A 25741-nucleotide genomic window follows, 5' to 3' on the forward strand; every position below is an offset into this window, starting at 1 on the left:
GTCGCCCACCCGGGCGGCGGGCTGGCCCGTACGGGTCGACTATGATGCAATGCCCCACCGCCAGCCTCCGCGCCGTGCCGCCCGCCCTGACCGTGAAACCGCGCCTGCTCCGCCATTTCCTGCTGTTCCTGTTGCTCGCCCTGTGCATGCTGGGTTTCGGCTACGTCGGCTACCACCTCAGCGAAGAGGCGGGCATCCGTCAGCTACGGGACGATGGCGAGCGCCAGCTGGAACTCCACGCCCGCGCCGTGGAAAGCGAGATCAACCGCTACACCTACCTGCCCAGCCTGCTGGAGCTGGAATCCAGCGTCAGCCACCTGCTGCTCAACCCCACGCCCTACCGGCGCAACCTGGTCAACCACTACCTCGAAGGCCTCAACCGCCGCAGCGGCGCCCGCGCCATCTACCTGCTGGATACCCAGGGCCGGGTGCTGGCCACCAGCAACTGGCGCGACGCGGACAGCTACCTGGGCGAGGACCTGGCCTTCCGCGCCTACTTCCAGGAAGCCGTGCAAGGCCGCCCCGGCCGCTTCTACGGCATCGGCAGCACCACCGGGGAGGCCGGCTACTACCTGGCCCACGGCCTGCGCTACCAGGACCGGATCATTGGCGTGGCGGTGGTCAAGGTGAAGCTGGAAACCCTGCAGGAGCGCTGGGAAAAGGCCCGCCTGCAAGCCTTCGTCAGCGACGAGAACGGCATCATCATCCTCTCCAGCGACCCGGCCCTGCGCATGAAGGCGGTGCGCCCGCTCTCGGCCGAAGACAAGGAACGCCTGGCCCGCAGCCTGCAGTACTACTGGTGGGCCCTGAACGAATGGGAACCCCTGAGCCGCCAGGTGCTGGGCGAGGGCCTGGAAGCCATCAGCTTCGCCGCCAGCGACCCGGTGGGAGCGGCCGAAGGCGAAGTGGCCTACCTGGCCCAGACCCGCACCCTCGACGACACCCCCTGGCACTTCACCCTGCTCTCGCCGCTGGCCGACCTGCGCCGCGAAGCGGTGATCCAGGGCATGCTCGCCGCCGTCGGCTTCGCCCTGCTGGCCTTCCTGCTGATCGCCTGGAACGAGCGGCGCAAGGTCTTCGCCACCCGCCTGGCGGCCCGCGAGGCACTGCTGGCGGCCAACAACGAGCTGGAACGCAAGATCGCCGAACGCACCCAGGACCTGCGCGCCAGCAACAGCCGCCTGCTGGCGGAAATCCGCGAGCGCAAGCAGACCGAGGACAACCTGCGCAAGGCCCAGGACGGCCTGGTCCAGGCCGGCAAGCTGGCGGTGATCGGGCAGATGTCCACCAGCATCGCCCACGAACTCAACCAACCCCTGGCGGCCCTGCGCACCCTCTCCGGCAACACCGTGCGCTTCCTCGCCCGTGGCGCCCTGGACACCGCCAGCACCAACCTGGCGGCGATCAACGAACTCGTCGATCGCATGGGCCGCATCACCGCCAGCCTGCGCGCCTTCGCCCGACGCTCCGACGACCACGGCCAGGCGCGCCTGGGCAAGGCGGTGGACGCCGCGCTGTTCCTCCTGCACAGCCGCCTTGACCGCAGCGGGCTGACCCTCAATCGCGACGTCGACGATGTGCTGCTGGCCATCGACCAGACCCGCCTGGAGCAGATCCTGGTCAACCTGGTGGCCAACGCCCTGGACGCCATGAGCGGCCAGAGCGACTGCCTGCTCTGGCTCAGCGGCCACGCCGACGGCGATACCTACCGCCTGCAGGTGCGCGACAACGGCCCCGGCATCGACCCGGCCAACCGCCAGTACCTGTTCGAGCCCTTCTTCACCACCAAGCCCGGCGAACATGGCCTGGGCCTGGGCCTGACCCTTTCGGCCAGCCTGGCCACCGCTGCGGGCGGCAGCCTGGCGGCCCAGCATCCGGAAACCGGCGGCACCGCGTTCGAACTCTGCCTGCCGCTGCTGCACCGCCCCGAAGGAACCGCGAGCACCGCCCCATGACCGAGCCCCTCAGCGTCCTCATCGTCGAAGACGACCCCCACGTCCTGATGGGCTGCCAGCAGGCGCTGGCCCTGGAAGACATTCCCAGCATCGGCGTCGGCAGCGCCGAAGAGGCCCTGGCCCAGGTGGGCGAGCATTTCGCCGGCATCGTCATCAGCGATATCCGCCTGCCCGGCATGGACGGCCTGACCCTGCTCGAACGCCTCAAGGCCCGCGACCGCAGCCTGCCGGTGGTGCTGATCACCGGCCACGGCGACATCAGCATGGCGGTGCAGGCCATGCGCGACGGCGCCTATGACTTCATGGAGAAGCCCTTCTCCCCTGAACGCCTGGTGGACGTGGCGCGCCGCGCCCTGGAAACACGCGCCCTGGCCCGCGAGGTGTCGCAGCTGCGTCGCCAGCTCGCCGGCCGGCAATCCCTCGAGCAGCGCATCATCGGCCGCTCGCCGGCCATCCAGGCCCTGCGCGAGCTGATCGCCAACGTCGCCGACACCTCGGCCAACGTGCTCATCGAAGGCGAGACCGGCACCGGCAAGGAACTGGTCGCCCGTTGCCTGCACGACTACAGCCGGCGCCAACCCAGGCAATTCGTCGCGCTCAACTGCGGCGGCCTGCCGGAGAACCTGTTCGACAGCGAAATCTTCGGCCACGAGGCCCACGCCTTCACCGGCGCCGGCAAGCGCCGCATCGGCAAGATCGAGCACGCCCACCAGGGCACCCTGTTCCTCGACGAAATCGAGAGCATGCCGCTCAACCTGCAGATCAAGTTCCTCCGCGTGCTGCAGGAACAGACCCTGGAACGCCTGGGCTCCAACCAGCCGATCCCGGTGGACTGCCGGGTGGTCGCCGCCACCAAGTTCGACCTGGACGAGGAAGGCCGCGCCGGGCGTTTTCGCAGCGACCTCTACTACCGCTTGAACGTGGTCACCCTGGAGCTGCCGCCGCTGCGCGACCGCCGCGAGGACATCCTGCTGCTGTTCGAGCACTTCCTGCAGCTCTCCTCCCTGCGATTCGACCGGCCGGCGCCCGAACTGGACAACGCCACCCTCTCCGCGCTGATGGCCCACGACTGGCCGGGCAACGTGCGCGAGCTACGCAACGTGGCCGAACGCTTCGCCCTGGGCCTGCCGGTGTTCAAGAAGAGCGGCCAGACCCCGGACGGCAACGAGCCGCGCTTCGCCGAAGCGGTGGAAGCCTTCGAGAAGAACCTGCTCGGCGCCGCCCTGGAACGCCACGGCGGCAACCTCAGCCAGGCCTGCATCGCCCTCGGCATGGCCAAGACCACCCTGTTCGACAAGGTGAAGAAGTACGGGCTGTGAAATGCGAACCGTAGGTTGCGGCTGAGCGACGCGAAGCCCAACATCCCTGCGCCACGCCCCCATGTTGGGCCGCGCTGCGCTTGGCCCAACCTACGAAAAATCCTGCAACCCCTCCCGCAAGACATCCCGCCCCTCCATGGTCTAAACCCTTCCAGACCACTCCCAACGAACCACCGCCATGTCCCCGCTGCACCGCGCCATCCATGCCAGGCCTGGTGAACTGGGCCCGGCCCTGGCCGCCTTCGCCCTGCTGTTGAGCCTGTTCGGCGGCTATTTCATGCTGCGCCCGGTGCGCGAAACCATGGGCATCGCCGGTGGCGTGGAGAACCTGCAGTGGCTGTTCAGCGCCACCTTCGTCGCCATGTTGCTGGCGGTGCCGGCCTTCGGCTGGCTGAACGCGCGGGTGCCGCGGCGGGTGTTGCTCGATTGCGTCTACCTGTTCTTCGCCAGCCACCTGTGCATCTTCGCCTGGCTGCTCTGGCGCACTCCCGACCCGCTGTGGACGGCGCGAGCCTTCTACGTCTGGCTGTCGGTCTACAACCTGTTCGTGGTGTCGCTCGCCTGGAGCCTGCTGGCCGACGTATTCAACCGCCGCCAGGCCAAGCGCCTGTTCCCCGCCATCGCCGCCGGGGCCAGCCTGGGCGGGCTGCTCGGCCCTGTGCTCGGCGGCCTGCTGGTGGGCAGCCTGGGCACCGCCGGCTTGCTGGTGCTGGCCGCGCTGCTCCTGCTACCGCCCCTGGCCCTGCGCCGCTACCTGATGAGCTGGCGTGCCCAGGGCGGCGCCGGGCGCCCCGGCGCGGAGCGGGAACCACCGGAACGCCCGGTGCCCGGCAACCCCTTCGCGGGCATCAGCCTGGTGCTGGGCTCGCCCTACCTGCTGGGCATCTGCGCCTTCGTCCTGCTGCTGTCCTGCACCAGCACCTTCCTCTACTTCGAGCAGGCGCGGTTGGTGGCGGCGCTGTTCCCCGACAGCCAGCAGCAGGTTCGCGTGTTCGCCCTGCTCGACTTCGTCGTGCAGGCACTGTCGCTGGCCTGCCAGCTGTTCATCGCCGGGCGCGTGGCCCAGCGCTTCGGCGTCGGAGCGCTGCTGGCCGGGGTGCCGCTGCTGGTGGCGCTGGGCTTCGTCGGCCTGGCGCTGCTGCCCCAGTTCGCCGTGCTGGCCGGGGTGATGGTGCTGCGTCGGGTGGGGGAATACGCCTTCGTGCGGCCGGGGCGGGAGATGCTATTCGTGCCGCTGGATGCCCAGCAGAAATACCGGGCGAAGAACTTCATCGACACCCTGGTCTATCGCGGCGGCGATGCCCTGAGCGCCTGGCTCAATGCACTGCTCAACGCCATCGGCCTCGGTGCCGCCGCAGTGGCGCTGGTGGGTGCCGGCGTGGCCCTGGCCTGGTCGGCACTGGGCTGGCGCCTGGGCCGCCGCCACGAGCAGACTCAATCCTCGGCAAGCCCACAGGAGGCCAAGCCATGAAAAGCGGCATCACCCGCGCCCAATTCCTCCGGCTCAGCGCCGGTACGGCGCTCCTGGCCATGAGCCCCTTCAGCCTGGGCGCCGACACGGCGCAACAGCCCCTGCGCAAGCGCGCGATTCCCTCCAGCGGCGAGCAGCTGCCGGTGGTCGGCATCGGCACCTACCGGGGCTTCGACATCGCCCGCCAGGACAGCGCGGCCTGGGCCGACTGCCGCCAGGTGCTGCAAGCGCTGTTCGCCGCCGGCGGCTCGGTGATCGACAGCTCGCCCATGTACGGCCAGGCGGAGCAAGCCATCGGTGGCCTCTTGGACGAACTCCAGGCCCAGGACCGCGCCTTCGTCGCCACCAAGGTCTGGACCCAGGGTCGCCAGGCCGGCGTGAAGCAGATGCAGCAGTCCATGGCGCTGCTGCAGCGCCAGCGCATCGACCTCATGCAGGTGCACAACCTGGTGGACTGGCAGGAACACCTGGTGACCCTGCGCCAGTGGAAGGAAGCCGGCCGCATCCGCTACCTGGGCGTCACCCACTACACCGAGAGCGCCTACGACCAGCTGGAGCAGGTGCTGGGCAGCGAGAAACTGGATTTCGTGCAGATCAACTACGCGGTCAACGACCGGGCCGCGGAGCGGCGCATCCTGCCCCTGGCCGCCGAGCGTGGCGTGGCGGTGCTGATCAACCGTCCCTTTGGCGGCGGCAACCTGCTGCGCACGCTGTTGGACAAACCCCTGCCGGACTGGGCCGGCGACTACCACTGCACCAGCTGGCCACAACTGCTGCTGAAGTTCTGCCTGAGCCACCCGGCGGTGACCTGCGTGATTCCCGGAACGGGAAACCCCCGCCACATGCTGGACAACCTACAGGCAGGGCGGGGGCGGGAAGCCGACCAGGCGTTTCGCGAGCGCCTGATTCGTCTCTTGTAGGGTGGAAATCGCTCTTCATTTCCACCAACGGTGCCGAGCCGGACTCCGCTGGTGGATCGATGAAGCGTGATCCACCCTACGCGTGATCACGCACCCCGTAGGACGGTAGAGCGAAGCGAAACCCATCGATCAGGTCGACGGGTTTCGCAGAACCTCAGGCCGAGAACCCACCATCGATCGTCAGGTTGGCCCCGGTGATGTAGCCCGCCTCAGGGCCGGCCAGGTAGGCCACGAAGCTGGCGATCTCCTCGGCCTGGCCATAGCGCGGCAGGGCCATGATCCCCTTGAGGGACTCAGCGAACTCGCCGCTGTCGGGGTTCATTTCGGTATCCACCGGGCCGGGCTGCACGTTGTTCACCGTGATACCGCGCGGCCCCAGGTCGCGGGCCAGGCCCTTGGTGAAACCGGCCACCGCCGCCTTGCTCAGGGCATAGACCGAGCCACCGGCGAAGGGCATGCGCTCGGCATTGGTGCTGCCGATGGTGATGATCCGACCACCCTCGCCCATCAGCCGGGCGGCTTCCTGGCTGGCGATCACCACGCTGCGCACGTTCACGTCGAGGGTGCGGTCCAGGTCTTCGATCTTGAACTCTTCGATGGGTGCCACAGCCAGCACACCGGCGTTGTTCACCAGGATGTCGAGGCGGCCGAAGCTGTCCACGGCATGGCGGATGGCCGCGCGGATGGCCTGCTCGTCGCGGCTGTCGGCCTTGATGGCGATGGCGCGGCCGCCGGCGGCTTCGATGGCCTCGACCACTTCGAGGGCACTGCTGGCGGAGGCCGAATAGGTCAGCGCGACGGCGGCACCGTCCTTGGCCAGGCGTTTGGCGATGGCGGCGCCGATGCCGCGGGAACCGCCCTGGATGAATGCGACTTTGCCTTCGAGGGTTTTCAGAGTGCTCATGGGGTTTCTCCTGGAACTGGGGGTTGGTGTGGAAGACGGCCCCAGTATTGCTCCAGGATTCACAACCGATAAGCTGGCAATCGCTATATTCAGTCGATACCAATGGTTTATGGAGAGCCCATGGAAACCCTCAGCAGCATCGAGTGCTTCGTCCGCGCCGCCGAGGCCGGCAGCTTTGCCGAGGCCGCGCGGCGCCTGGGCCTGACCCCGGCGGCGGTGGGCAAGAACGTGGCGAAACTGGAGTCCGGCCTTGGCGTCCGGCTGTTCCTGCGCAGCACCCGCAGCCTGAGCCTCACCGAGGCCGGCGAGCGTTTCCTGGCGGAAGTGAGCGGCGGGCTGGCGAGCATCCAGGGCGCGGTGGCCAACCTCGCCAGCAGCCAGGGCCAGCCGGCGGGCACCCTCAAGGTGAGCATGGGCATGGCCTTCGGCCGCGACTACATCCTGCCGCACCTGGCCGACTTCCTCGCCCGCTACCCGGCCATCGTCCCCGACTGGCACTTCGACAACCGCCCGGTGGACCTGATCGGCCAAGGCTTCGACGCGGCCATCGGCGGCGGCTTCGAACTGCCGCCCGGGGTGATCGCCCGGCAACTGGGGCCGGGCCACCGGGTGTTGCTGGCAGCGAAGGACTACCTGGCGCGGCACCCGGCCATCGAATCACCAGACGACCTCGCCCGACACGACGGCATCCTTCTCCGCTCGCCCCAGACCGGCCGGGTGCGTGCCTGGCCGCTACGCACCCGCGACAACCAGCAGGCCAGCTTCGAGTTGAAAATGCGCATGGCCATGAGCGACCCGGAGGCGGCCTGCCATGCGGCCCTGCAAGGCCTGGGAGTGACCCTGGTGAGCACCGTGCATGCCCTGCCCCACCTGCAGAGCGGCAGCCTGGAACGGGTGCTGCCGGACTGGTACGTGGACACCGGCGGGCTGTCGCTCTACTTCAGCGCGCAGAAGCTGCTGCCGGCCAAGACACGCGTGTTCATCGACTTCATCGTCGAACGCTTCCGCGAGCGGACGCTGGCGGAGAAGTTCAACGCCAACTCTGTCCCTATGCGTGGCAGCCCGTAGGATGGGTTGAGCGAAGCGATACCCATGCGGTCCCGGTGATGGGTATCGCTGCGCTCAACCACATCCTACAAATCGCGCCCGTCAAACATGCTCGCTGCGGGCGGAGACATGCAGGTTGCGCCCGGCCCCCAGGCCAAACGCCGTGGCGGCCAGGCTGACCACCACGAAGATGATCCCCACCGCGCTCCAGCCGTCGGTGAGGTCGTGCACCACCCCCACCATCAGCGGGCCCATGGCGGCCAGGGTGTAGCCCACGCCCTGGGCCATGCCGGAGAGGTTGGCGGCCACGTGGGCGTCCCGCGAGCGCAGCACGATCAGCGCCAGGGCGATGCTGAAGGTGCCGCCCTGGCCGAGGCCGAGCACCACCGCCCAACCCCAGATGCCCGACAGCGGCCCATAGAGCATGCCTAGCAGGCCCGCCAGGGTCAGACCCATCACTAGCACCACGGCGGCGCGCTGGTCGCGGCCACGGGTGGCCAGCCAGGGCGCGCCGAGGGCGCTGATCAGCTGCACCATCACCGAACCGGAGAGCACCAGGCCGGCCTGCACCGCGGAAAGACCGCGATCGATGAGGATCGACGGCAGCCAGCCGAAGACGATGTAGGCCAGGGACGACTGCAGGCCCATGTACAGGGTCACCTGCCAGGCCAGGGGGTCGCGCCACAGGCCGGTGACCTTGTAGGCCTGGCGGTGGCCGTGCTGGGCCTGGCGCGCCTGGGGCAGCCAGACCAGCGCGGCGAGGATCGCCGGCAGCGCCCAGAAGGCCAGGGCCGGTTGCCAGGCGTCGTCCAGCAGACCGGCCATCGGCACCGTGGCGCCGGCGGCCAGCGCCGCGCCCAGGCACAGGGCCATGGTGTAGACCCCGGTCATCAGCCCGGCGATATGGGGGAAATCGCGCTTGACGATCCCCGGCAGCAGCACGCCGATGATGCCGATGCTCGCCCCCGCCAGCAGGCTGCCGAGGAACAACCCGGCCACCGGGAACAGGCTGCGCAGCACGATGCCGCCGGCCAGGGTGAGGAGGATCAGCAGCACCGTGCGCTCGCTGCCCAGGCGCCGCGCGAGGATAGGCGCCAGCGGTGCGAACAGGCCGAGGCAGAGCACCGGCAAGGTGGTCAGCAGGCCCGCGCCGGTGGCCGAAAGGCCCGTGGCCTCGCGCACCATGTTCAGCATCGGCGCCAGGCTGGAGAGCGCCGGGCGCAGGTTCAGCGCCACCATCACCAGGCCCGCCAGCAACAGCCAGGTGCCGCCGCGTATCACGGGTGGCGTGGGCTCGTCGTCGGCCTCGGCGTCGATCAGCAGTTCTTCCGGCGGGCAGGCCGGCTTGGGGTCGTTGGCGGCATTCATGGCAGTTCCGGCAAATGGGGCAAGGTCAGATCAGCACGGCGCGGTTGGCCGCGAGGGCGGCGTCCGCATCCAGTCGTTCGAGGGCTTCCAGCCGCGCGCACTGCAGGAGGAAGGCCCGGGAGGCGAAGGGGAAAAGGTTAGCTCCCTAAGCAATGCCTCGCAACGGGGATACTTGCGATTCACGAAATAGTCATTATCGGCGGGGATGATTTTTCCCCACCCCATGCCATTGGTAGCCTTCGCACATTCCGCAACGGACTGCCCAGGGGGCACCATGAAGCACGCACACATCCTTGCGCTGGCCGTAATAGCCCTGGTCCTCACCGGTTGCGCCGGCCAGCCCGAACCCGAGCAACGCCCCTACACCGACGCCGAAGTGAAACAGTTCGCCCTGGAAATGCTCAGCCGCGCCGGCCTGCCCTACGACGACTACGAGAAGGTCCGCCAGGCCATCCTCCACCCCCGGGTACCGGAAGCCGGCGAGGACCTGCCCAAGGAAGCCCCGCGCAAGGGCTGACCCTTTTCCCGGATGGGCCCACCCGGCCCGTCCACTGCCAGGAGCGACCGGCCCCGGCAACAAAAACGCCGCACTCACAAGGTGCGGCGTTTTCCTTCTCCCATGCGCAATTCCACACCATCGAACAGCGCTGATGGGTATCGCTTCGCTCAACCCATCCTACGGCTCTCTTTCCGGTATCGGCACCGCGCATTCGCAGGGCGTTTCATGTCAACGCGATGACTTCGTGGATGGCGCTTTTCCATCCACCAACAGTGCCACGCCAGACCGCCGATGGTGGACCGGTGAAGCGTGGTCCACCGACTGCCCAGCTCGGCAGAGCGCGATGGGTTTCGCAGGCTCTACCCATCCTACGGCCAGGATCGCGATTGAAATCGCGCCTACCGGAACGCCATCCATTGACGATACTCAAGCGTCCATCCCTCGGAGCAGGCGACACATCCATGAAGAAGGACAGGACGGAAACCACGGCAGCGGAAGCCCCCGCCTCCCACCTGATAGACACACGCATCGCCGAGCTGGGCGATTGGCGCGGCGAGACGCTGGCCCGTGTGCGCGCGATCATCCTCCAGGCCGATCCGGAGGTGGTCGAGGAGTGGAAATGGCAGGTTCCGGTGTGGTCCCGCGGCGGCATCATCTGCACCGGCGAGGCCTACAAGAAAGCCGTGAAGCTGACGTTCGCCAAGGGCGCGTCGCTGGACGATCCAACCGGCCTGTTCAACGCCAGCCTCGAAGGCAACACCCGTCGCGCCATCGATATCCATGAGGGCGAGCGCATCGATGAAGCGGCGCTGGCGACGCTGATCCGCACGGCGGTGGCGTTCAATCTTTCATAGCCCGGATGCAATCCGGGAGCGGCGGTTGGGCCTTCCCCGGATTGCATCCGGGCTACCGCCTTACCCCACCCTGCGCCACAGGCTCGCCAGCCAGGGTTGCTGTTCCCGGGGCAGGCCGGCGGGGCGGTAGTAGTGTTCGAGTTCCTCGAAGCCCGCCGCCTCCAGCAACGCCTTCCAGCTTTCATAGTCGTGCCAGGCGCCGTAGCGCTGGCCACTCCAGCCTTCGTCGTTGTGCCCGCGCGGGTTGGAGCTGAACAGCACGCCGCCGGGCCTCAGCGCCGCGCGCAGTTGCGCCAGGACCCGTGGCAGTTCCTGGCGCGGCACATGGAACAGGCTGGCGTTGGCGAAGATGCCGTCGAAACGTTCGGCCGGCAGGTCGAGGGCGAGGAAGTCCTGGTGCCAGACCTCGCAACCCGAATCGGCGCGAGCCATGGCGACGAAGCTCGCCGCGCCGTCCAGGCCGATGGCCTGGTGGCCCAGGCGGGTGAAGGTGGCGAGGTCGCGCCCCGGTCCGCAGCCGAAATCGAGGATGGCGAAAGGTGCCTCACCCTGGATGTGCCGCAGCAGCGCCTCGATGTTCTGGCTCACGTCGTGGTCGCGGGTGCCCTCGCGGAAGGCGGCGGCGTTGCGGTTGTAGTCGCCCAGGGTGGTGGCGGTGATGCTGGCGAGGTCTTCGGGTGGCAGGGGCATGGGCGGCTCGACGCGGCGAATTACGAATAACGGAATTCTACCTCGTGGCCGGCGGCAGCAACGGCGTGCGCCGCCTATCTTTCTGGAAGCGCTTCTCCTCGAAGGATTCCCGCATGGCAGCTTCCGGCAAGAAAATGACCCTCACCGGCCTGACCACCCTGGTGGCGGTGAACATGATGGGCTCGGGCATCATCATGCTGCCGTCGAGCATGGCCCAGCTGGGCGCCATCTCCCTGCTGTCCTGGGCGATCACCGCGGTGGGCTCCATGGCCATCGCCTACTGCTTCGCCCAGTGCGGCATCTACTGCAACCGCTCCGGCGGGATGTCGGCCTATACCGAGGAGGCCCATGGCAAGTCGGCCTTCTTCCTCTGTTCCTACCTCTACTTCCTCTCGCTGGCCATCGGCAACGTGGCCATCGCCATCTCCGCCGTGGGCTACCTGACACCCTTCCTCCCCTGGCTGGGCAGCGGCGCCATCCCCCTGTTCATCGGCGCGGTGGTGCTGATCTGGCTGACCACCCTGGCCAACTTCGGCGGACCGAAGATCACCGGGCACATCGGCTCGATCACCGTCTGGGGGGTGATCATCCCGGTGGCGGGGCTGTCGGTGATCGGCTGGTTCTGGTTCGAGCCGGAGATCTTCAGGGCCGCCTGGAACCCCAACCAGATCGCCACCAGCGATGCCATCACCCAGAGCATCCCGCTGACCCTCTGGGCCTTCCTCGGCATGGAGTCGGCGGCGCAGAACTCCGACGCGGTCGAGAACCCCAAGCGCAACGTGCCGATCGCCTGCCTGCTGGGCACCCTGGGGGCGGCGGTGATCTACGTGCTGTCCACCTCGGTGATCATGGGCATAGTGCCCAACGCCGAGCTGGCCAACTCCAGCGCGCCCTTCGCCTATGTCTATGCGCAGATGTTCAACCCAGTGGTGGGCAACATCATCATGGCCCTGGCGGTGATGGCCTGCGTCGGTTCGCTGCTGGGCTGGCAGTTCACCCTGGCGCAGACCGCCAAGATCACCGCCGACCAGCACATGTTCCCCGCCCTGTTCGCCAAGGTCACCCTGCTGGGCGCGCCCATCGCCGGGCTGGTGGCCAATGCCTTGCTGCAGAGCGCCATGGCGGTGTCGACCATCTCGCCCAATGCCTCGGAGCAGTTCGGCAAGCTGGTGAACCTGGCGGCGGTGACCAACATCATTCCCTACATCACCTCGCTCTCGGCCCTGCTGGTGATCATGCAGAAGGCCGGGGTGACGGGCTTCCCGCACCACCGCAACGTCGTCGTGCTGATCGTCGCCATGGCCTACAGCTTCTACGCGCTCTACGCCTCGGGCACCGAGGCGGTGTTCGGCGGCATGATCGTCACCGCCGTGGGCTACCTGATGTTCGGCTACATCGCCGACCGTTTTCTCGAACGGCAATCAGTCCCGAACGTGGAGGAACGGCCATGAAACACTCACGCTTGCGCGTCGCGCTGCTGCTGGCGGCCCTGCTGCCCTTGCTGGCGCCGGCCCAGACCCTGGACCGCATCCGCGCCAGTGGCATCCTCACCCTGGGCTACCTGCCCGACCAGCCGCCCTTCTCCTCCACCGAGGGCGAAGGCGCGTCCGGCTATTCCATCGACCTTTGCCAGACGGTCGCCGAGCAGCTGCGTAGCCAGCCGGGCCTCGCCGCCCTCAAGGTGCGCTTCGTGCCCCTGGCGCCGGAAAAGGCCCTGGACGTGGTGCACGACGGCGGCGTGGACCTGCTCTGCAGCCCCATGGTGGACACCCTCAAGCGCCGCCAGAGCGTGGCCTTCTCCCTGCCGGTCTATACCGCCGGCATTGGCGTGGTGCTGCGCAAGAACGCGCCGCCGTCCCTGGTGAGGGTGCTCAACGGCGAGATGGAACAGACCGGCCCCACCTGGCGCGCCACCCTCAACCGGGGCCTGGCCGCCCACAGCTTCGCGGTGCAGAGCGGCACGGTGGTGGAGACCTGGGCGCGGGACAAGCTGCGCCTGCTGAAGGTGCTGGTCACCCTGGAAACCGTGGCCAGCCCGGCCGAAGGCGTGGCGCTGGTGGCCGATGGCAAGGTGGACGCCTTTTTCGCCAGCCAGATCATCCTGCGCAGCCTGGTGGCGCGGGATACCGCCAACACCAACCTGATGGTGCTGGACCGGCGCTTCGAGTACGAGCCGGTGGCCCTGGCCATGGCCCGTGGCGACGAGGACTTCCGCCTGCTGGTGGATACGGCGCTGAGCCAGGCCTATCGCTCCGGCGCCATCGTGCCGCTGTACAGCAAGTACTTCGGCCCGCCGAGCGAGATGGACCAGACCCTGTTCAAGCTGTATTCGCGCCCCTGAATTCGACAGCAAGAGTCAGGATGCGGGCGGCGGCCTGCCCGCATACTCTCCTCCATGAGCGAACAGAAAGCGGATGACGCCATGAAGAGGACCACCATCGAACAGGACCCGCGCTGGGCCGCCGTGCGGGCCCGCGATCCGGCCGCCGACCGGCAGTTCGTCTACGCGGTGAAGACCACCGGCATCTACTGCCGCCCCAGCAGCCCCACCCGCCTGCCGCGCCCGGAGAACGTGGAGTTCTTCGACAGCCCCGAGGCCGCCGAGGCCGCCGGCTACCGCCCCAGCCGCCGCGCCGCCGCCGACATGACCCGCGTCGCCGAACAGCACGCGGCCCTGGTGGCGGCCGCCTGCCGGCACATCGAGTCGGCCGAGGACGCACCGGGGCTGGAAGCCCTGGCGGAATCGGTGGGCATGAGTACGTCGCACTTCCACCGCGTGTTCAAGGCCGTGACCGGCCTGACCCCCAAGGCCTACGCCCGCGCCCGCCGCGCACGCAAGGTACGCGACCAGCTCGGCGCCGGCGTCTCGGTGACCGAGGTGATCTATGACGCCGGCTTCAACTCCAACAGCCGTTTCTACGCCGACTCCGCCCAGGTGCTGGGGATGAAGCCCGCCGACTACCGCGCCGGCGGCATCAACAACGAGATCCGCTTCGCCCTGGGGGAATGTTCCCTGGGGTCCTTCCTGGTGGCGCAAAGCGGCATCGGCGTCTGCGCCATCCTCCTGGGTGATGACCCGGAGGCGCTGCTGCGCGACCTGCAGGACAAGTTTCCCCGCGCCCAACTGATCGGCGGCGACAGCGGCTTCGAGCAGCTGGTGGCCAAGGTCATCGGCTTCATCGAGGCGCCCAACCTGGGCCTGGACCTGCCGCTGGACGTACGCGGCACGGCCTTCCAGGAGCGGGTCTGGCAGGCGCTGCGGGAAATCCCGCCGGGCAGCACCGCCAGCTATGCCGAGATCGCCGAGCGCATCGGTTCGCCCCGTGCCGTGCGCGCCGTGGCCCAGGCCTGCGCGGCCAACAGCCTGGCGGTGGCCATTCCCTGCCACCGCGTGGTACGCAGCGACGGCGCTCTCTCCGGCTACCGCTGGGGCGTGGAACGCAAGCGCCGCCTGCTGGAGCGCGAGGCCGAGGGATGAAACTGCTGCGGGCGGACGGCGAGGCCTACTTCAGCGAGGTCCCCGGCACCTTGGGCGGGCATCGCGGCACAGGCATCTACGGCCGCCTCGACTGCCCCACAGCCCTGCGCGCCATCGCCCGGGGCGGCTATGTGAAGCACCGGGTGTTCTTCCTCGACGAGGCGACGGCCCGGGCCGCCGGGTATCGGCCTTGTGGGTGTTGCATGCGAGACGCCTACCACGCCTGGCGAGAAACGTAGGGTCGTAGGATGGGTTGAGCGGAGCGATACCCATGCGGTCCGGATCGATGGGTATCGCAGGCTCAACCCATCCTACGGGCTCAGTCCTGACTGACCTCCACCACCCCACCCTCCCGGGCGGCCTGGGCGATGGCCTCCACCACCCGCAGGTTCTGCAAGCCATCGCGCACGCTCACCAGGGGTTCGGCATCGCCACGGATGACCTGGCAGAAGTGCGCCAACTGGCGCGCCAACGGGTCTTCCCGTTCGAGCGCGGCCACCTCGCAGGTGAAGGGCTTCCACCAGGAACGCTCCTCCAGGCGCTCGTAGCACTTCAGCCGCAGGCTGGGCACCGCCAGGGAGCCCTGGGTGCCGGCGATCAGGTAGCAGTCTTCGTCGTCGTAGCTGGGGTAGTCGCGGTTTTCCCGGGAGGTCTGCTCCCAGCTGCGGGCCGAGGCGGCGGTATCGGACAGCAGGAAGCTGCCCAGGGCGCCGCTGGCGAAACGCAGGCTGATGGACACCGTGTCCTCCACCGGGAAGCCCCGGGTGGCGCTGGAGGCCAGGGCCTGCACGGCGACCACCTCGCCGCACAGCGAACGCAGGTTGCCGATCTCGTGGATCAGGTTGATCAGCACCGGGCCGCCACCGGCCTGGCGGCGCCAGGGCGCGGCATCGAAGTAGTCCGCAGGCTTGTAGAACAGCGCGCTGCCCATCACCGCCACCAGGTTGCCCAGGCGACCCTCGCCGATGAGCGCCCGCGCCCGTTCGAGAATGGGGCTGTGGGCGCGGTGGTGCCCCACCAGCAGCGGCACCTTCGACCGGCGGGCGGCGGCCAGCAGGCGCTCGCCCTCCTCCAGGGTATGGGCCACCGGTTTCTCGATCAGCGCGGGCACCTCGGCCTGCAGGCAGGTCAGCGCCTGGGCCACATGCAGCTGGTTGGGGGTGGCCAGGATGATGCCGTCGGGACGCCCGGCTTCGAACAGCGCCTCCAGCGACGGGAACAGCGGCACGCCAGCGCGTTGGGCCACGGCTTCGGCGGCCGGGGACGGGTCCACCAGGGCGGCGAGTTGGCAGGAGTCGCTGGCCTGGATGAGTTCGAGGTGGCGCTGGCCGATCAGGCCGGCGCCGGCAATGGCGATGCGGAGAATGCTCATGTCGTTCGATCTGCGCGTGTGGTGGGAGGTCCGGCGTGGATATCCGGGGCGTGATCGAAAGACTAATATTCACCAAACAACCAATAATCCCTCCCCATGAAAAATCAGAATGCGCTTTTAGCGAATAATGATCCCTTCCTCCGCGACCTCCTGCTGTTCTGCAGCGTGGCGCGGCGCTCCAGCTTCATCGCCGGCGCCAACGAGCTGGGCATTTCCCCGGCCCATGTGAGCAAGCGCATCGCGATGCTGGAGGAGTCCCTCGGGGTCAAGCTGTTCAACCGCACCACGCGGCGGGTGAACATCACCGCCGATGGCGAGGCCGCCTTCGTCTGGGCGCAGAAGATCCTCGAAGACGTGGAAGCCATGGTGGAGTCGCTCTCCGGCAGCAAGGGCGAGCCGCGCGGCGTGCTGCGCATCGCCACCAGCCTGCGCCTGGGGCGCGACCACCTGGCGCCGGTGCTGTCGCTGCTGCGCCAGCGCCATCCGGGGCTGGAAGTGTGGCTGGAGCTGCTGGACCGGCGGGTGGACCTGATCGGCGAGAACCTCGATATCGACCTGCGGGTGGGCGAGGTGCACGAGCCGCACCTGATCGCCCACAAGATCGCCGAGAGCCACCGCATCCTCTGCGCCGCCCCGTCCTATGTGGCGCGCCGTGGCCAGCCGCGCAGCCTGGCTGACCTGGCGCAGCACGACTGCCTGCTGTTCCGCGAGCGCGAGCTGGGCTTTGGTGTGTGGCGCCTCGCCGGCCCCAACGGCGAGGAAACGGTGAAGGTCACCGGCCCCATGGCCTCCAACCACAGCGACGTGGTGCGCCAATGGGCCCATGAAGGCCACGGGGTGATCATGGCCTCGGTCTGGGATGCCGCGCCGAGCCTGCGCGACGGCAAACTGGTGCAGGTCCTGCCGGCCTACCAGCAGCGCGCCGACGTCTGGGCGGTGACCGCCGCACGGGCCTCCGGCTCGGCCAAGGTGAAGCTGTGCATCGACTTTCTCAAGGACCACTTGACCCAGGGTCCCCACGCCCTGGTCACCCGACTCTGACAGCGGGTCGACAAGCCTCGCGCCCTTGGCTAGACCTCTAGGCAGATGCCCCCGCCCATCGCGGGGCAGCGCCTGGCAGGAAGCAACGACGTGACGCTGCAACCCATGGAAACCCTGTTGCTGGCCACCCTGGCGCTGATCCTGGGGCGGCTGGTGAATCGGCTGATCCCCGTGCTGTCGCGCTACAGCATCCCGGAGCCCATCACCGGCGGCCTGCTGGTGTCGATCTGCCTGGCCCTGGCCAACGTGGCGAACGATTTCAGCCTGCAATTCGATACCTCCATGAAGGCGCCCCTGCTGCTGGCGTTCTTCTCGGCCGTGGGCCTGTCGGCGAACCTGGGCATGCTCAAGCACGGCGGCAAGCGCATGGTGCTGGTGGTCCTCGCCCTGATCCCCTTCCTGCTCCTGCAGAACCTCCTCGGCGTGCTGATGGCCTGGGGCCTGGACCTGCATCCGCTGATGGGTCTGGTTGGCGGAACCATCACCCTGGTGGGTGGCCACGGCACCGGCGCGGCCTACGCCGAGCGCTTCGCCGAGGTGTACAACCTGCAGTCGATCATGGAGCTGTCGATGACCTCCGCCACCCTCGGCCTGGTGGTGGGCGGCATCATCGGCGGGCCCCTGGCCCAGTGGCTGCTCAAGCGCCACAAGGTGGCCCCTGCCACGGGCCCGGGAGCGCACCACGAGTTAGTCGGCGACGATCGCACACCGCCGGTGACGTCCGGCAATTTCCTCACCGTGCTGAGCGCGACCCTGGTGGCTCTGGTGGCCGGCCAGTTGCTCGCCGGGAAGTTCAGCGGTGGCGCCGTGACCCTGCCGAGCTTCGTCTGGTGCCTGCTGCTGGGCGTGGCCATCCGCAACAGCCTGCCCCTGGTGGGCGTGCGCCTGAACGACGGCGCCATCGACCTGCTGGGGTCGATCACCCTGTCGCTGTTCCTGGTGATGACCATGATGGCCCTGGACCTCAGCCACGTGGCCAGCGTGGCCGGGCCGCTGCTGCTCATGCTGCTGGGACAGGCGATACTCGCCCTGCTCTACGGCGCCCTGGTGTTCTTCCGCGTCACCGGCCGCGACTACGAAGCCGTGGTGCTCTCGGCGGCGTTCAGCGGCTTCGCCATCGGCGCCACGGCCACCGCCGTGGCCAACATGCAGGCCATCGCCCACAAGTACGGCCCGGCGCCGGAAGCCTTCATCATCGCGCCGCTGGTGGGCGCCTTCCTCATCGACCTGCTCAACGCCCTGGTGCTGACCGGATACCTGGCGATACCGGGGATAGGAGGTTGACCATGGTCCGCGCGCTCGTCCTCGTCCTGCTCGCGCTGGTCCTGACCGGCTGCTCCGAGGGGCCCGACCAGGCCACCCTGGAAGCCGAGGTGCAACAACGCCTGCAACAGGCCTTCGGCGAGAACGCCCTCAGCCTCGTCACGCTGAACCGTCGCGGCGCGGCCACCGACGCCCACGCGCCGCGCGGCGAAAAACGCCTGGTGATCTATTTCGACAGCACCCTGAAGCTGGAGCGCGACCAGGACTTCGGCTCCTGGGATTCGCCCGGCGTGGCCAGCCTGATCAGCACCCTGGGCGCCGGCCCGCGCGGGCTCTCCGGCATCCGCAACCAGGGCAACAGCAAGGATGACCTGCTGAAGGTCCACGGCAGCCTGATCTTTCGCCGGGTCGACGGCACCTGGCAGGCGGTGGTGCCCCAGGGCTTCCAGGCGTCGCCCACGCCGGCGACCATCGAGCCGGGCCTCACCCAGACCCGCGAGCAACTGGTGGCGGCCATCGGCACCGCACTCAACCTGTCCCCCGGCGGGACCGGGACCAAGCAGCGGGAAATCATTTCCGAGGAACTGGGGCGGTCCCTGAACACCATCCAGGGGCGCCTGAGCCGATTGCACAATGGCCTGCCCCTGGCCGGCGGACCGGCGTCGGGACAGTACGCGCGGCTGGCCCAGGCCATGGCCGGGCTGATGCGCGCCAACGGGCCGCAACTGACACCCCTGACCACCGAGGGCGGCCTGGACAACCTGCGCCTGCTGCGCGAGGGCGATGTGGTGATCGCGCTGTCCCAGAGCGACATGGCGCATCTGGCCTGGCATGGCGAGGGCCCCTTCGCCGAAGCCGGCCCCAACCCCAGCCTGCGCGCCCTGGCCAGCCTCTACCCCGAGCAGGTGCATGTGCTGGTGCGTGGCGACGGCCCCCTGCGCGACATCGCCGGCCTGCGCGGCAAGCGGGTCAACCTCGGCCCGCCCGGATCCGCCTCGCGGGATACCGTGATCGCCGTGCTGGCGGCCCATGGCATCCGCCCCGAGGACCTGGGCGACGCCGCCAGCCTGGACCTGCAGCACGCCCTCACCGCCATCCGCGATGGCCAGCTGGACGCCACTCTGCAGGTGATCGGCTCACCCGCCGACAGCATCCGCGCCGCCGCGGAGGACATGCAGCTGCGCCTGCTGCCACTGGAGGAATCGGCCATCCGCACGCTGGAAGCCAGCCGGCCGGGTACCTTCGCCGCCCAGGTGGCCGCCGCCACCTACCCGGGCCAGACCGCGCCGGTGCCCACCATCGCGGTCAGCGCCTTGCTGCTGGGCGACCAGCAACTGAGTTCGGGTGAAGTCGAACTCCTGGTGCGCCAGCTGTTCAGCACCGAATTCGACTGGCTGGCGGCCGGCAGCATCCAGGGCGAGCAGCTATCCAGGGACACCGCCAGGCGCGGCCTGACGGTGCCCCTGCATGAAGGCGCCTTGCAGGCGCTGGAGGTACCCTGAAGGGGCTAGCGCACGTAATCGCTCTCCATCACATCCCGGTACGCCGCGGCGAAGGCCTTCCAGTCTTCGTCCGGCATCGGCTTGCGATGCTGCTTGAACTGCTCGTAGTCATGTTTGGAAGCGCTGTAGGCGGTCAGCCGATGGCTGCTCTTGGCCAGGCCCAGCAAGGCCACCTCCACCTTCTTCTCGCGCTCGCCACTGACCTTCACGAAGATGTTCTTCGGATACAGCCGGCCGTGCTCCCAACCCGCGCGGTGCATACGGCCGATGGTGTTGGCCAGTTGCTGGATCATCTGCTGGCGAAGGTCCAGGGACACCGGCTCGGCGTACCAGTCCTCCAGGCTGCGGAAGCCGTCCAGGCTCTCGGTGACCAGCAGCGCCTGCCATTCGGTCTCGGTCTTGCGCGCGGCGCTGAACACCACCTTGGGCACGCGGATGCCCAGCTCGGCCAGGGCCTGCAGGGCACGCATCTCATGGAGGATGGTGGGCTCGCCGAAGGGATGCACCAGGTCGTGGTGGAAGTGATTGATCTGGCGCTTGCTGTAGAGCACCTGGCCATCGGGGGTATGCAGCCGCTGGATGCCGCTCTCGCCGCTGGAGAGCTGGTCCTGGGAGTCGAACCATTCGCCATAGCGGTCCCACCACTGGTCGAAGCTGCCATTGGCGGCGGCGTTGTCATGCCTGAACCACTGGGTGTTCATCAGAGCACCTCCTCGTGGAGCGCAGCGGCTCCACCGGGCTACTACCGAGGCAACCCGACACGGGCCACCGCATGAGGCCGGAACGCCGACCCCTGGAATCAACTTAGCTCCCTTCCGCCGGGTCTGCTGGCGCGTTTCTGGGCACCTGGGGGTCGAATACAGACAACTCCGGGTACAGCATTGGACCTATGGTGTCGGGTCTTTCATCAGATCGATTGGAGCTGAAATGTCCGACTTCATCACTGTTCTGCGCGAAACCTGCCCCACCCCCGTCATCGACGCCACCAAGTGGAAGCGCATCGGCGGCGATCCGCACACCGTCAACCTCAACGCCTACCTGTCCAATGACGGCAGCAAGATCATGGGCACCTGGATCTGCACCCCCGGCAAGTTCGAGGTGAACTACGAAAAGTGGGAGTACTGCCACTTCCTCGATGGCTACTGCATCATCACGCCCGAAGGCGAAGAGCCGAAGCACCTGAAGGCCGGTGACGTGTTCGTGATCGAACCCGGCATGAAGGGCACCTGGGAAGTGGTGGAGACCGTGCGCAAGTATTTCGTCTTCGCCTGAATGGGCCCCGGCCAAACAGGTAAAGGCTGTGTCGCACACGAACCAAAAGGCCGGGCATCTGCCCGGCTTTTTGTTTTCAGTTCGAAGTGCAAGCCAGTCCGACCCTAGCGGCTAGCGCGCCGGCACGGACTCGGGATGGGCGAAAAAGGCCGGCGAACCGCCGACCTTCCCCTGTCAGGCCTTGTAGCGCGCCGCCGCACTGGAGCGCGACAGGTTCGGCGCCATGTGGAAGCGCGCGGCGGTGAAGTTGTCCCAGTCGGCCTTCTCCGGCAGCGAGGGAATGGTCACCAGCTCGCCCTGGTCCAGGCCGGCCAGCGCGGCATCGACCATCTCACCCACTTCCATGAGCATTTCCTGCGGGAAGGTATCCAGATCGGTACCCGAGCGTTCCCAGATTTCGGTGCGGGTCGCCCCCGGCAGCACCACCTGCACGCGCACGCCCTGGTCCTTCACTTCCTGGGCGAGGGACTGGCTCAGGTTGAGCACGAAGGCCTTGGTGCCACTGTAGGTGCCGTTGAACAGTTCCGGCGCCAGGGCCAGTACCGAGGCGATGTTGATGATGGTGCCGCGACCCTGGGCGACGAAGTTGGCGGCGGCGGCCGCGGCCAGGTGGGTCACGGCCACCACGTTGAGCTGGATCATCGCGTCGAAGCGGTCCAGGTCGGTGTCCAGCAGGGCGCCGTTGATGGCCACGCCGGCGTTGTTCACCAGCGCGCTGATGGAGGTGTCGCTGCGCAGGCGCTGGGCCACGCGGTTCAGGTCGGCGCGGTCGGTGAGGTCGGCCTTCAGCACTTCCACCTTCACCCCGTACTGCTCGCGCAGTTCGGCGGCCAGGGCTTCCAGGCGGGCCTGGTCACGGGCGACCAGCAGCAGGTCATGGCCCCGTCCGGCCAGGCGCTTGGCATAGGTGGCGCCGATGCCGGTGGATGCGCCGGTGATCAGGGCAACGCCTTGGTGCTTCTGTTCGCTCATGTCTTGCTCTCCAGTCAGGTGCTCGGGGGTTCGAGCGGTGGACTTAAATTACACACATAATATTACGATCACAATATCTCTTTGCTGACCGTTGGTCGTGGGACCTGGTGGAGACAGCTTAGCTGCCCCTGTGTCTGCGTTAAGTGTTGCTGGCGAGTCTTCAGCCGAGTTGCTTATCGAGTGGGCTGCGGGGTTCTGTTTCGTCCCCCCGGACGAGTCCCTTTCTCGATCGCCGAAAGGAACCAAATGTATGGGCTTGCCCCTGCATCCGGCCCGACTGCGTCGGGTCCCCTCGCTTCATCGCTGCTCCGGGGGCCCTGCGCGCCTCTCGCGGCATCCATGCCGCTCGTCCCCCTGCGCAACGATTCCGCTCGGCCTCCTGAAGGGGCGGTCTGCGCGGCGTCATCTTCTCTGCTTCGTTTCAGGCCGCAGTTGGCATCAGGTTGGTTTATGCCTCTCCGGCGCGAGTCACCCCTCTACCTTCAGGCGGGCCGCGTTCGGATGAGGGATGCACCAGCCCCGTAGGATGGGTTGAGCTTGCGATACCCATGCTGTTCGCCAGAGCTGATGGGTATCACTTCGCTCAAGCGGAACGCCGCCCGCCCCATCCTGCGAGCGTTTGAAGCCCACCAACGAAATGCGGAAAAGAAAAAACGGCGCGCGGGCAGCAATCCCGGGCGCCGTAAAACTGCCTAGCAGCTGTGGTGACGGACCGCCGGCCCTGGTAGCCGGCAATCCGTAGTGGGGCTCAGAGCAGCCCCAGCTCCTGCGCGGTGCGATCCACCGCGATCCTGGTCTTGCCCACCAGCTCGTCGATCTCGGCACGGGTGGCAACCAGGGCCGGCGCCATGATCATGCGGCCCAGGGTGGAGCGGATGATCAGCCCCTCTTCGAAGCCGATGGTGCGGCAGCGCCAGGCGATATCGTTCTCGTTGGCGAAGCGCTTGCGGGTCGCCTTGTCCTCGGCCAGTTGCAGCGCGGCGACGAAGCCGGTGCCCTGGATGTCGCCCACCAGCGGGTGGTTGCCGAAGACTTCGCGCAGGCACTGCTGCAGGTACGGACCGGTGTCGTTCTTCACCTGGGCCACCACGCCTTCGTCGCGCAGCGCCTTGAGGTTGGCGATGGCCACCGCCGCCGCCACCGGGTGCCCGGAGTAGGTCAGGCCGTGGGCGAACACGCCGCCCTGCTCTACCAGTGCCTCGGCCATGCGCTTGCTGAGGATCAGGCCGCCCATGGGGATGTAGCCGGAGGTCAGGCCCTTGGCGATGGACAGGGTGTCCGGCTCGAAACCGAAGTACTCGTGGGCGAACCACTCGCCGGTGCGGCCGAAGCCGCCGATCACTTCATCGGCGCACAGCAGTACGTCGTACTTGCGGCAGATGCGCTGGATTTCCGGCCAGTAGGACTCCGGCGGGAAGATCATGCCGCCTGCACCCTGGAAGGGTTCGGCGACGAACGCGGCCACCTTGTCGGCGCCCAGTTCGAGGATTTTCTCTTCCAGCTGGCGGGCGGCGCGCAGGCCGAACTCCGCCGGGGTCAGGTCGCCGCCGTTGGCGAAGAAGTACGGCTCGTCGATGTGGGCGATGTCCGGCAGCATGCCGCCCATCTCGTGCATGAACTTCATGCCGCCCAGCGCCGTGGCGCCCAGGGTGGAGCCGTGGTAGCCGTTCCAGCGGCCGATCATGATCTTCTTCTCCGGCTTGCCCTGGATCTGCCAGAAGCGGCGCACGGTGCGGATCAGCACCTCGTTGGCCTCGGAGCCGGAGTTGGTGTAGATGGCGTGGCTGTAGTGGCCCGGCAGCAGGCTGAACAGCAGCTCGGACAGTTCCACCACCGCCGGGTGGGTGGTGTGGAAGAACATGTTGTAGTACGGCAGTTGCTCCAGCTGCTGGGTCGCGGCGGCGGCGAGGTCCTTGCGGCCGTAGCCGAGGTTGGTGCACCACAGGCCGGACATGCCGTCGAGGTAGCGCTTGCCGTCGTTGTCCCAGAGGTGCAGGCGCTCGCCGCCGACTATCACCCGCGGCCCTTCGGCGTTCAGCGCCTTCTGGTCGAGGAAGGCATGGATGTGGTGGGCCGCATCCGCCGCCTGGTAGTCACTGGTTTCGCGCTTGGCCTGGAATTGAGCGTTCATCTGGGGGTCTCCTGGTAACGGTGCTCAGCTGCCTCGATGCTGGCCGAAGCCAGTGGGCAGGGAAACTACAAAATTTGTCTTCGAGCTATATGAAAAAGCTGCCCTGCCCGCCAGGCGCTCTGGCGCCCGCCTTTCAGGATGGTGCGCGGACAGGTTGGCAAACCGGGGCCCTCGGGCCCCGGCTGGACGGTCAGGTCAAGGGGCTCACTCGGCGCGCGCCAGGGGTTCCGGACGGAACAGGTCCTTGCGCATCACCAGCTTGATCCAGAGCACGGCGATCAGCGACACCAGGCCCAGCACCACGCCGGCGATGCCGAAGATCTTGCCGGTCATGTCCGGGCTCGGCGAGGCGTACCAGATGCCATAGAGCATGCCGGCGATGCCGAACAGCTGCGGCAGCGGGTAGAACGGCGTGCGGAACGGCCGGGCGATATCCGGGTAGCGGCGGCGCAGGGCGATCACATCCAGGTGGACGATGATGTAGGCCAGCAGCCAGGCCAGGGCGGCGGCCAGCAGCAGCAGGGCGATGGAGGCGGCGTCCTGGCCCATCACCAGGATCGGCAGGCCGGTAATGGCGGACACGAACAGCACGGCGACCCAGGGGGTGCGGGCGCGCGGGCTGAGGCGCTTGAACTGCGGGAAGGCCTGGCCGTTCTGCGCCATGCCGTAGAGCATGCGCGGGATGGCCGCCAGGGAGGAGTTCAGGGTGCTGAAGGTGGCGGTCACCGCGGCGATCACCAGGAACACCTCGCCCGGCTTGCCGAACACGGTGGTGGCGAACAGGTAGTGCGGCAGCGCATCGGTGGTCAGGGCTTCCTGCGGCACCAGGAACAGCGCGCCCAGGCAGTACAGGGCGATGGTGAGGAAGATCACCGTCAGGCCGATGATCATCGAGCGCGGGATGTTGCGCTCCGGACGCTTGGTTTCCTCCACCAGCGGGCAGACGAACTCGGCGCCGACGAAGCCCCACACGGCCAGCGCGGTGAGGGTCAGCACCCCGGCGCCCATGGGGTTCCAGTCGCCCTTCAGCACGGCGCTGGCGGTTTCGGTGGGCGCACCCTGGTAGATGGCGGCCACGCCGATGATCAGCAGCACGCACACCATGATCACCGCCAGTGCGGTCTGCAGCTTGGCGAACACGTCGATGCCCAGCAGGTTGAGCACGGTGAACAGGCCGAGCACGCCGAAGGCGACGCTGAAGGTGGGGAAGACGCCGGGGTAGACCTTGTTGACGATCAGGTCGAGCAGCAGCAGTTCGGCCGACAGGGCGAACATGGCCACCACCACGTAGCCGGAGAAGGTCGCCAGGATGGCCGGGAAGTGCCCCAGGGCGATCTCGGTGTAGCTGGACAGGCCGCCGGCGCGGGGAATCATCAGCGACAGCTCGGAGAAGGAAAACGCGTAGCTCAGCGCCAGCAGGTAGGCCAGCCCCAAGGGCACGATGAAGCCCAGGCCGGAGAAGCCCACACCCTGCAGCATCAACACCATCACGCCTTGGGAAACCACCAGGCCGATGGCCACCGACAGCAGCGCACCCAGACCCAGTACCCGGCGGAAACCGCCCTCTTCCGCCTGCCCCTGGGCAGGAACGGACATAGTTGCACTCATGACACTCTCCCAATCTTGTACTTGTTATCCGCCCGCCTTGCCGTAGCCGGCGGGCATTGGTAGTGCGGGGTCCGG

General features: G+C 67.9%; 23 protein-coding genes. 15 read left to right on the plus strand and 8 right to left on the minus strand.

Translation table 11 applies throughout. The features are described from left to right. Window positions 1-44: 44 nt before the first annotated feature. The 4 genes from PCA10_RS19165 (at window position 45) to PCA10_RS19180 (ending at window position 5665) form a co-directional block, all read left to right on the plus strand. Window positions 45-1955, plus strand: a complete 1911-nt coding sequence (locus PCA10_RS19165) for a sensor histidine kinase (protein ID WP_041770858.1) — start codon at window positions 45-47, stop codon at window positions 1953-1955. Next, window positions 1952-3274, plus strand: a complete 1323-nt coding sequence (gene aauR, locus PCA10_RS19170; RefSeq protein WP_016493726.1) for a two-component response regulator AauR — start codon at window positions 1952-1954, stop codon at window positions 3272-3274. Before PCA10_RS19165 ends, aauR begins: the two co-directional genes overlap by 4 nt. A gap of 178 nt (window positions 3275-3452) precedes the next feature. Continuing rightward, window positions 3453-4745, plus strand: coding sequence for an NTP/NDP exchange transporter (locus PCA10_RS19175; RefSeq protein ID WP_016493727.1), 1293 nt, complete (start codon window positions 3453-3455; stop codon window positions 4743-4745). After that, a complete protein-coding gene (locus tag PCA10_RS19180; protein WP_016493728.1) occupies window positions 4742-5665 on the plus strand; it encodes an aldo/keto reductase in 924 nt (307 codons plus the stop codon). The genes PCA10_RS19175 and PCA10_RS19180 overlap by 4 nt, the downstream gene beginning before the upstream one ends. Before the next feature lie 154 nt (window positions 5666-5819). Here PCA10_RS19180 and PCA10_RS19185 read toward each other — a convergent pair whose 3' ends face one another. Continuing rightward, window positions 5820-6569 (minus strand): 3-oxoacyl-ACP reductase family protein, encoded by a 750-nt coding sequence (locus PCA10_RS19185; protein WP_016493729.1) that lies wholly within the window; start codon window positions 6567-6569, stop codon window positions 5820-5822. Between the two features lie 120 nt (window positions 6570-6689). On the opposite strand from PCA10_RS19185, the gene PCA10_RS19190 reads away from it, so the two are divergent. After that, window positions 6690-7637, plus strand: a complete 948-nt coding sequence (locus tag PCA10_RS19190; RefSeq protein WP_016493730.1) for a LysR family transcriptional regulator — start codon at window positions 6690-6692, stop codon at window positions 7635-7637. An 81-nt stretch (window positions 7638-7718) separates the two neighbouring features. Here PCA10_RS19190 and PCA10_RS19195 read toward each other — a convergent pair whose 3' ends face one another. Next, window positions 7719-8984: a CynX/NimT family MFS transporter gene (locus PCA10_RS19195; protein ID WP_016493731.1), complete on the minus strand. Its 1266-nt coding sequence runs from the start codon at window positions 8982-8984 to the stop codon at window positions 7719-7721. 274 nt (window positions 8985-9258) lie between these two features. Between PCA10_RS19195 and PCA10_RS19200 the strand changes: the two genes are divergently transcribed. Together PCA10_RS19200 and PCA10_RS19205 are read left to right on the plus strand one after the other, a co-directional pair. Further along, complete coding sequence (locus PCA10_RS19200; protein ID WP_016493732.1) at window positions 9259-9501, plus strand: hypothetical protein; 243 nt, start codon at window positions 9259-9261, stop codon at window positions 9499-9501. A gap of 443 nt (window positions 9502-9944) precedes the next feature. Beyond that, entirely contained in the window at window positions 9945-10337 is a 393-nt protein-coding gene (locus tag PCA10_RS19205; protein ID WP_016493733.1) for a DUF1801 domain-containing protein, read from the plus strand. Window positions 10338-10397: 60 nt separating this feature from the next. Here PCA10_RS19205 and PCA10_RS19210 read toward each other — a convergent pair whose 3' ends face one another. Then, on the minus strand, window positions 10398-11027 hold the full coding sequence (locus PCA10_RS19210) for a class I SAM-dependent methyltransferase (protein ID WP_016493734.1): 630 nt from the start codon (window positions 11025-11027) through the stop codon (window positions 10398-10400). A gap of 113 nt (window positions 11028-11140) precedes the next feature. Between PCA10_RS19210 and potE the strand changes: the two genes are divergently transcribed. The 4 genes from potE (at window position 11141) to PCA10_RS19230 (ending at window position 14744) form a co-directional block, all read left to right on the plus strand. Beyond that, window positions 11141-12478, plus strand: coding sequence for a putrescine-ornithine antiporter (gene potE / locus PCA10_RS19215; RefSeq protein WP_016493735.1), 1338 nt, complete (start codon window positions 11141-11143; stop codon window positions 12476-12478). Next, the gene (locus PCA10_RS19220; protein ID WP_016493736.1) at window positions 12475-13368 is read left to right on the plus strand and encodes an amino acid ABC transporter substrate-binding protein; all 894 of its coding nucleotides are present in this window, start codon (window positions 12475-12477) and stop codon (window positions 13366-13368) included. The genes potE and PCA10_RS19220 overlap by 4 nt, the downstream gene beginning before the upstream one ends. Window positions 13369-13449: 81 nt before the next feature. Further along, window positions 13450-14505: a bifunctional DNA-binding transcriptional regulator/O6-methylguanine-DNA methyltransferase Ada gene (ada, locus tag PCA10_RS19225; RefSeq protein WP_041770860.1), complete on the plus strand. Its 1056-nt coding sequence runs from the start codon at window positions 13450-13452 to the stop codon at window positions 14503-14505. Continuing rightward, complete coding sequence (locus PCA10_RS19230) at window positions 14502-14744, plus strand: Ada metal-binding domain-containing protein (protein WP_016493738.1); 243 nt, start codon at window positions 14502-14504, stop codon at window positions 14742-14744. The genes ada and PCA10_RS19230 overlap by 4 nt, the downstream gene beginning before the upstream one ends. A gap of 80 nt (window positions 14745-14824) precedes the next feature. Here the strand turns inward: PCA10_RS19230 and PCA10_RS19235 are convergent, their stop codons facing one another. Beyond that, a complete protein-coding gene (locus PCA10_RS19235; RefSeq protein WP_016493739.1) occupies window positions 14825-15877 on the minus strand; it encodes a Gfo/Idh/MocA family protein in 1053 nt (350 codons plus the stop codon). A gap of 96 nt (window positions 15878-15973) precedes the next feature. On the opposite strand from PCA10_RS19235, the gene PCA10_RS19240 reads away from it, so the two are divergent. The 3 genes from PCA10_RS19240 (at window position 15974) to PCA10_RS19250 (ending at window position 19683) form a co-directional block, all read left to right on the plus strand. Continuing rightward, a complete protein-coding gene (locus PCA10_RS19240) occupies window positions 15974-16918 on the plus strand; it encodes a LysR family transcriptional regulator (protein ID WP_016493740.1) in 945 nt (314 codons plus the stop codon). 90 nt (window positions 16919-17008) lie between these two features. Further along, a complete protein-coding gene (gltS, locus tag PCA10_RS19245; protein ID WP_016493741.1) occupies window positions 17009-18202 on the plus strand; it encodes a sodium/glutamate symporter in 1194 nt (397 codons plus the stop codon). 2 nt (window positions 18203-18204) lie between these two features. Continuing rightward, on the plus strand, window positions 18205-19683 hold the full coding sequence (locus PCA10_RS19250; protein WP_016493742.1) for a TAXI family TRAP transporter solute-binding subunit: 1479 nt from the start codon (window positions 18205-18207) through the stop codon (window positions 19681-19683). Window positions 19684-19688: 5 nt separating this feature from the next. On the opposite strand, the gene PCA10_RS19255 is transcribed toward PCA10_RS19250, so the two are convergent. After that, a complete protein-coding gene (locus tag PCA10_RS19255) occupies window positions 19689-20384 on the minus strand; it encodes a lipopolysaccharide kinase InaA family protein (protein ID WP_016493743.1) in 696 nt (231 codons plus the stop codon). 226 nt (window positions 20385-20610) lie between these two features. Here PCA10_RS19255 and PCA10_RS19260 point away from each other — a divergent pair, with 226 nt between their 5' ends. After that, a complete protein-coding gene (locus tag PCA10_RS19260) occupies window positions 20611-20955 on the plus strand; it encodes a cupin domain-containing protein (RefSeq protein WP_016493744.1) in 345 nt (114 codons plus the stop codon). A gap of 174 nt (window positions 20956-21129) precedes the next feature. On the opposite strand, the gene PCA10_RS19265 is transcribed toward PCA10_RS19260, so the two are convergent. The 3 genes from PCA10_RS19265 to PCA10_RS19275 all read right to left on the minus strand — a co-directional run bounded on the left by PCA10_RS19265 (window position 21130) and on the right by PCA10_RS19275 (window position 25654). Next, window positions 21130-21927 (minus strand): SDR family NAD(P)-dependent oxidoreductase, encoded by a 798-nt coding sequence (locus PCA10_RS19265; protein ID WP_016493745.1) that lies wholly within the window; start codon window positions 21925-21927, stop codon window positions 21130-21132. A 748-nt stretch (window positions 21928-22675) separates the two neighbouring features. Further along, window positions 22676-24058, minus strand: a complete 1383-nt coding sequence (locus tag PCA10_RS19270; RefSeq protein WP_016493746.1) for an aspartate aminotransferase family protein — start codon at window positions 24056-24058, stop codon at window positions 22676-22678. Window positions 24059-24262: 204 nt separating this feature from the next. Further along, on the minus strand, window positions 24263-25654 hold the full coding sequence (locus tag PCA10_RS19275) for an APC family permease (RefSeq protein ID WP_016493747.1): 1392 nt from the start codon (window positions 25652-25654) through the stop codon (window positions 24263-24265). Window positions 25655-25741 lie beyond the last annotated feature (87 nt).

The organism is Pseudomonas resinovorans NBRC 106553 (genome assembly GCF_000412695.1).
Classification (GTDB): domain Bacteria; phylum Pseudomonadota; class Gammaproteobacteria; order Pseudomonadales; family Pseudomonadaceae; genus Metapseudomonas; species Metapseudomonas resinovorans_A.

Excerpts from the sequence above, each read along its gene's own strand:
- PCA10_RS19270 (WP_016493746.1), bottom strand. The coding sequence starts at position 24,058 with ATGAACGCTCAATTCCAGGCCAAGCGCGAAACCAGTGACTACCAGGCG.
- PCA10_RS19190 (WP_016493730.1), top strand. The coding sequence starts at position 6,690 with ATGGAAACCCTCAGCAGCATCGAGTGCTTCGTCCGCGCCGCCGAGGCC.
- PCA10_RS19235 (WP_016493739.1), bottom strand. The coding sequence starts at position 15,877 with ATGAGCATTCTCCGCATCGCCATTGCCGGCGCCGGCCTGATCGGCCAG.
- ada (WP_041770860.1), top strand. The coding sequence starts at position 13,450 with ATGAAGAGGACCACCATCGAACAGGACCCGCGCTGGGCCGCCGTGCGG.
- PCA10_RS19210 (WP_016493734.1), bottom strand. The coding sequence starts at position 11,027 with ATGCCCCTGCCACCCGAAGACCTCGCCAGCATCACCGCCACCACCCTG.
- PCA10_RS19205 (WP_016493733.1), top strand. The coding sequence starts at position 9,945 with ATGAAGAAGGACAGGACGGAAACCACGGCAGCGGAAGCCCCCGCCTCC.
- PCA10_RS19220 (WP_016493736.1), top strand. The coding sequence starts at position 12,475 with ATGAAACACTCACGCTTGCGCGTCGCGCTGCTGCTGGCGGCCCTGCTG.
- PCA10_RS19240 (WP_016493740.1), top strand. The coding sequence starts at position 15,974 with ATGAAAAATCAGAATGCGCTTTTAGCGAATAATGATCCCTTCCTCCGC.
- PCA10_RS19180 (WP_016493728.1), top strand. The coding sequence starts at position 4,742 with ATGAAAAGCGGCATCACCCGCGCCCAATTCCTCCGGCTCAGCGCCGGT.
- PCA10_RS19250 (WP_016493742.1), top strand. The coding sequence starts at position 18,205 with ATGGTCCGCGCGCTCGTCCTCGTCCTGCTCGCGCTGGTCCTGACCGGC.
- potE (WP_016493735.1), top strand. The coding sequence starts at position 11,141 with ATGGCAGCTTCCGGCAAGAAAATGACCCTCACCGGCCTGACCACCCTG.
- PCA10_RS19275 (WP_016493747.1), bottom strand. The coding sequence starts at position 25,654 with ATGTCCGTTCCTGCCCAGGGGCAGGCGGAAGAGGGCGGTTTCCGCCGG.
- PCA10_RS19260 (WP_016493744.1), top strand. The coding sequence starts at position 20,611 with ATGTCCGACTTCATCACTGTTCTGCGCGAAACCTGCCCCACCCCCGTC.
- PCA10_RS19185 (WP_016493729.1), bottom strand. The coding sequence starts at position 6,569 with ATGAGCACTCTGAAAACCCTCGAAGGCAAAGTCGCATTCATCCAGGGC.
- PCA10_RS19230 (WP_016493738.1), top strand. The coding sequence starts at position 14,502 with ATGAAACTGCTGCGGGCGGACGGCGAGGCCTACTTCAGCGAGGTCCCC.
- PCA10_RS19255 (WP_016493743.1), bottom strand. The coding sequence starts at position 20,384 with ATGAACACCCAGTGGTTCAGGCATGACAACGCCGCCGCCAATGGCAGC.
- PCA10_RS19165 (WP_041770858.1), top strand. The coding sequence starts at position 45 with ATGCAATGCCCCACCGCCAGCCTCCGCGCCGTGCCGCCCGCCCTGACC.
- PCA10_RS19195 (WP_016493731.1), bottom strand. The coding sequence starts at position 8,984 with ATGAATGCCGCCAACGACCCCAAGCCGGCCTGCCCGCCGGAAGAACTG.
- PCA10_RS19200 (WP_016493732.1), top strand. The coding sequence starts at position 9,259 with ATGAAGCACGCACACATCCTTGCGCTGGCCGTAATAGCCCTGGTCCTC.
- PCA10_RS19175 (WP_016493727.1), top strand. The coding sequence starts at position 3,453 with ATGTCCCCGCTGCACCGCGCCATCCATGCCAGGCCTGGTGAACTGGGC.
- PCA10_RS19265 (WP_016493745.1), bottom strand. The coding sequence starts at position 21,927 with ATGAGCGAACAGAAGCACCAAGGCGTTGCCCTGATCACCGGCGCATCC.
- aauR (WP_016493726.1), top strand. The coding sequence starts at position 1,952 with ATGACCGAGCCCCTCAGCGTCCTCATCGTCGAAGACGACCCCCACGTC.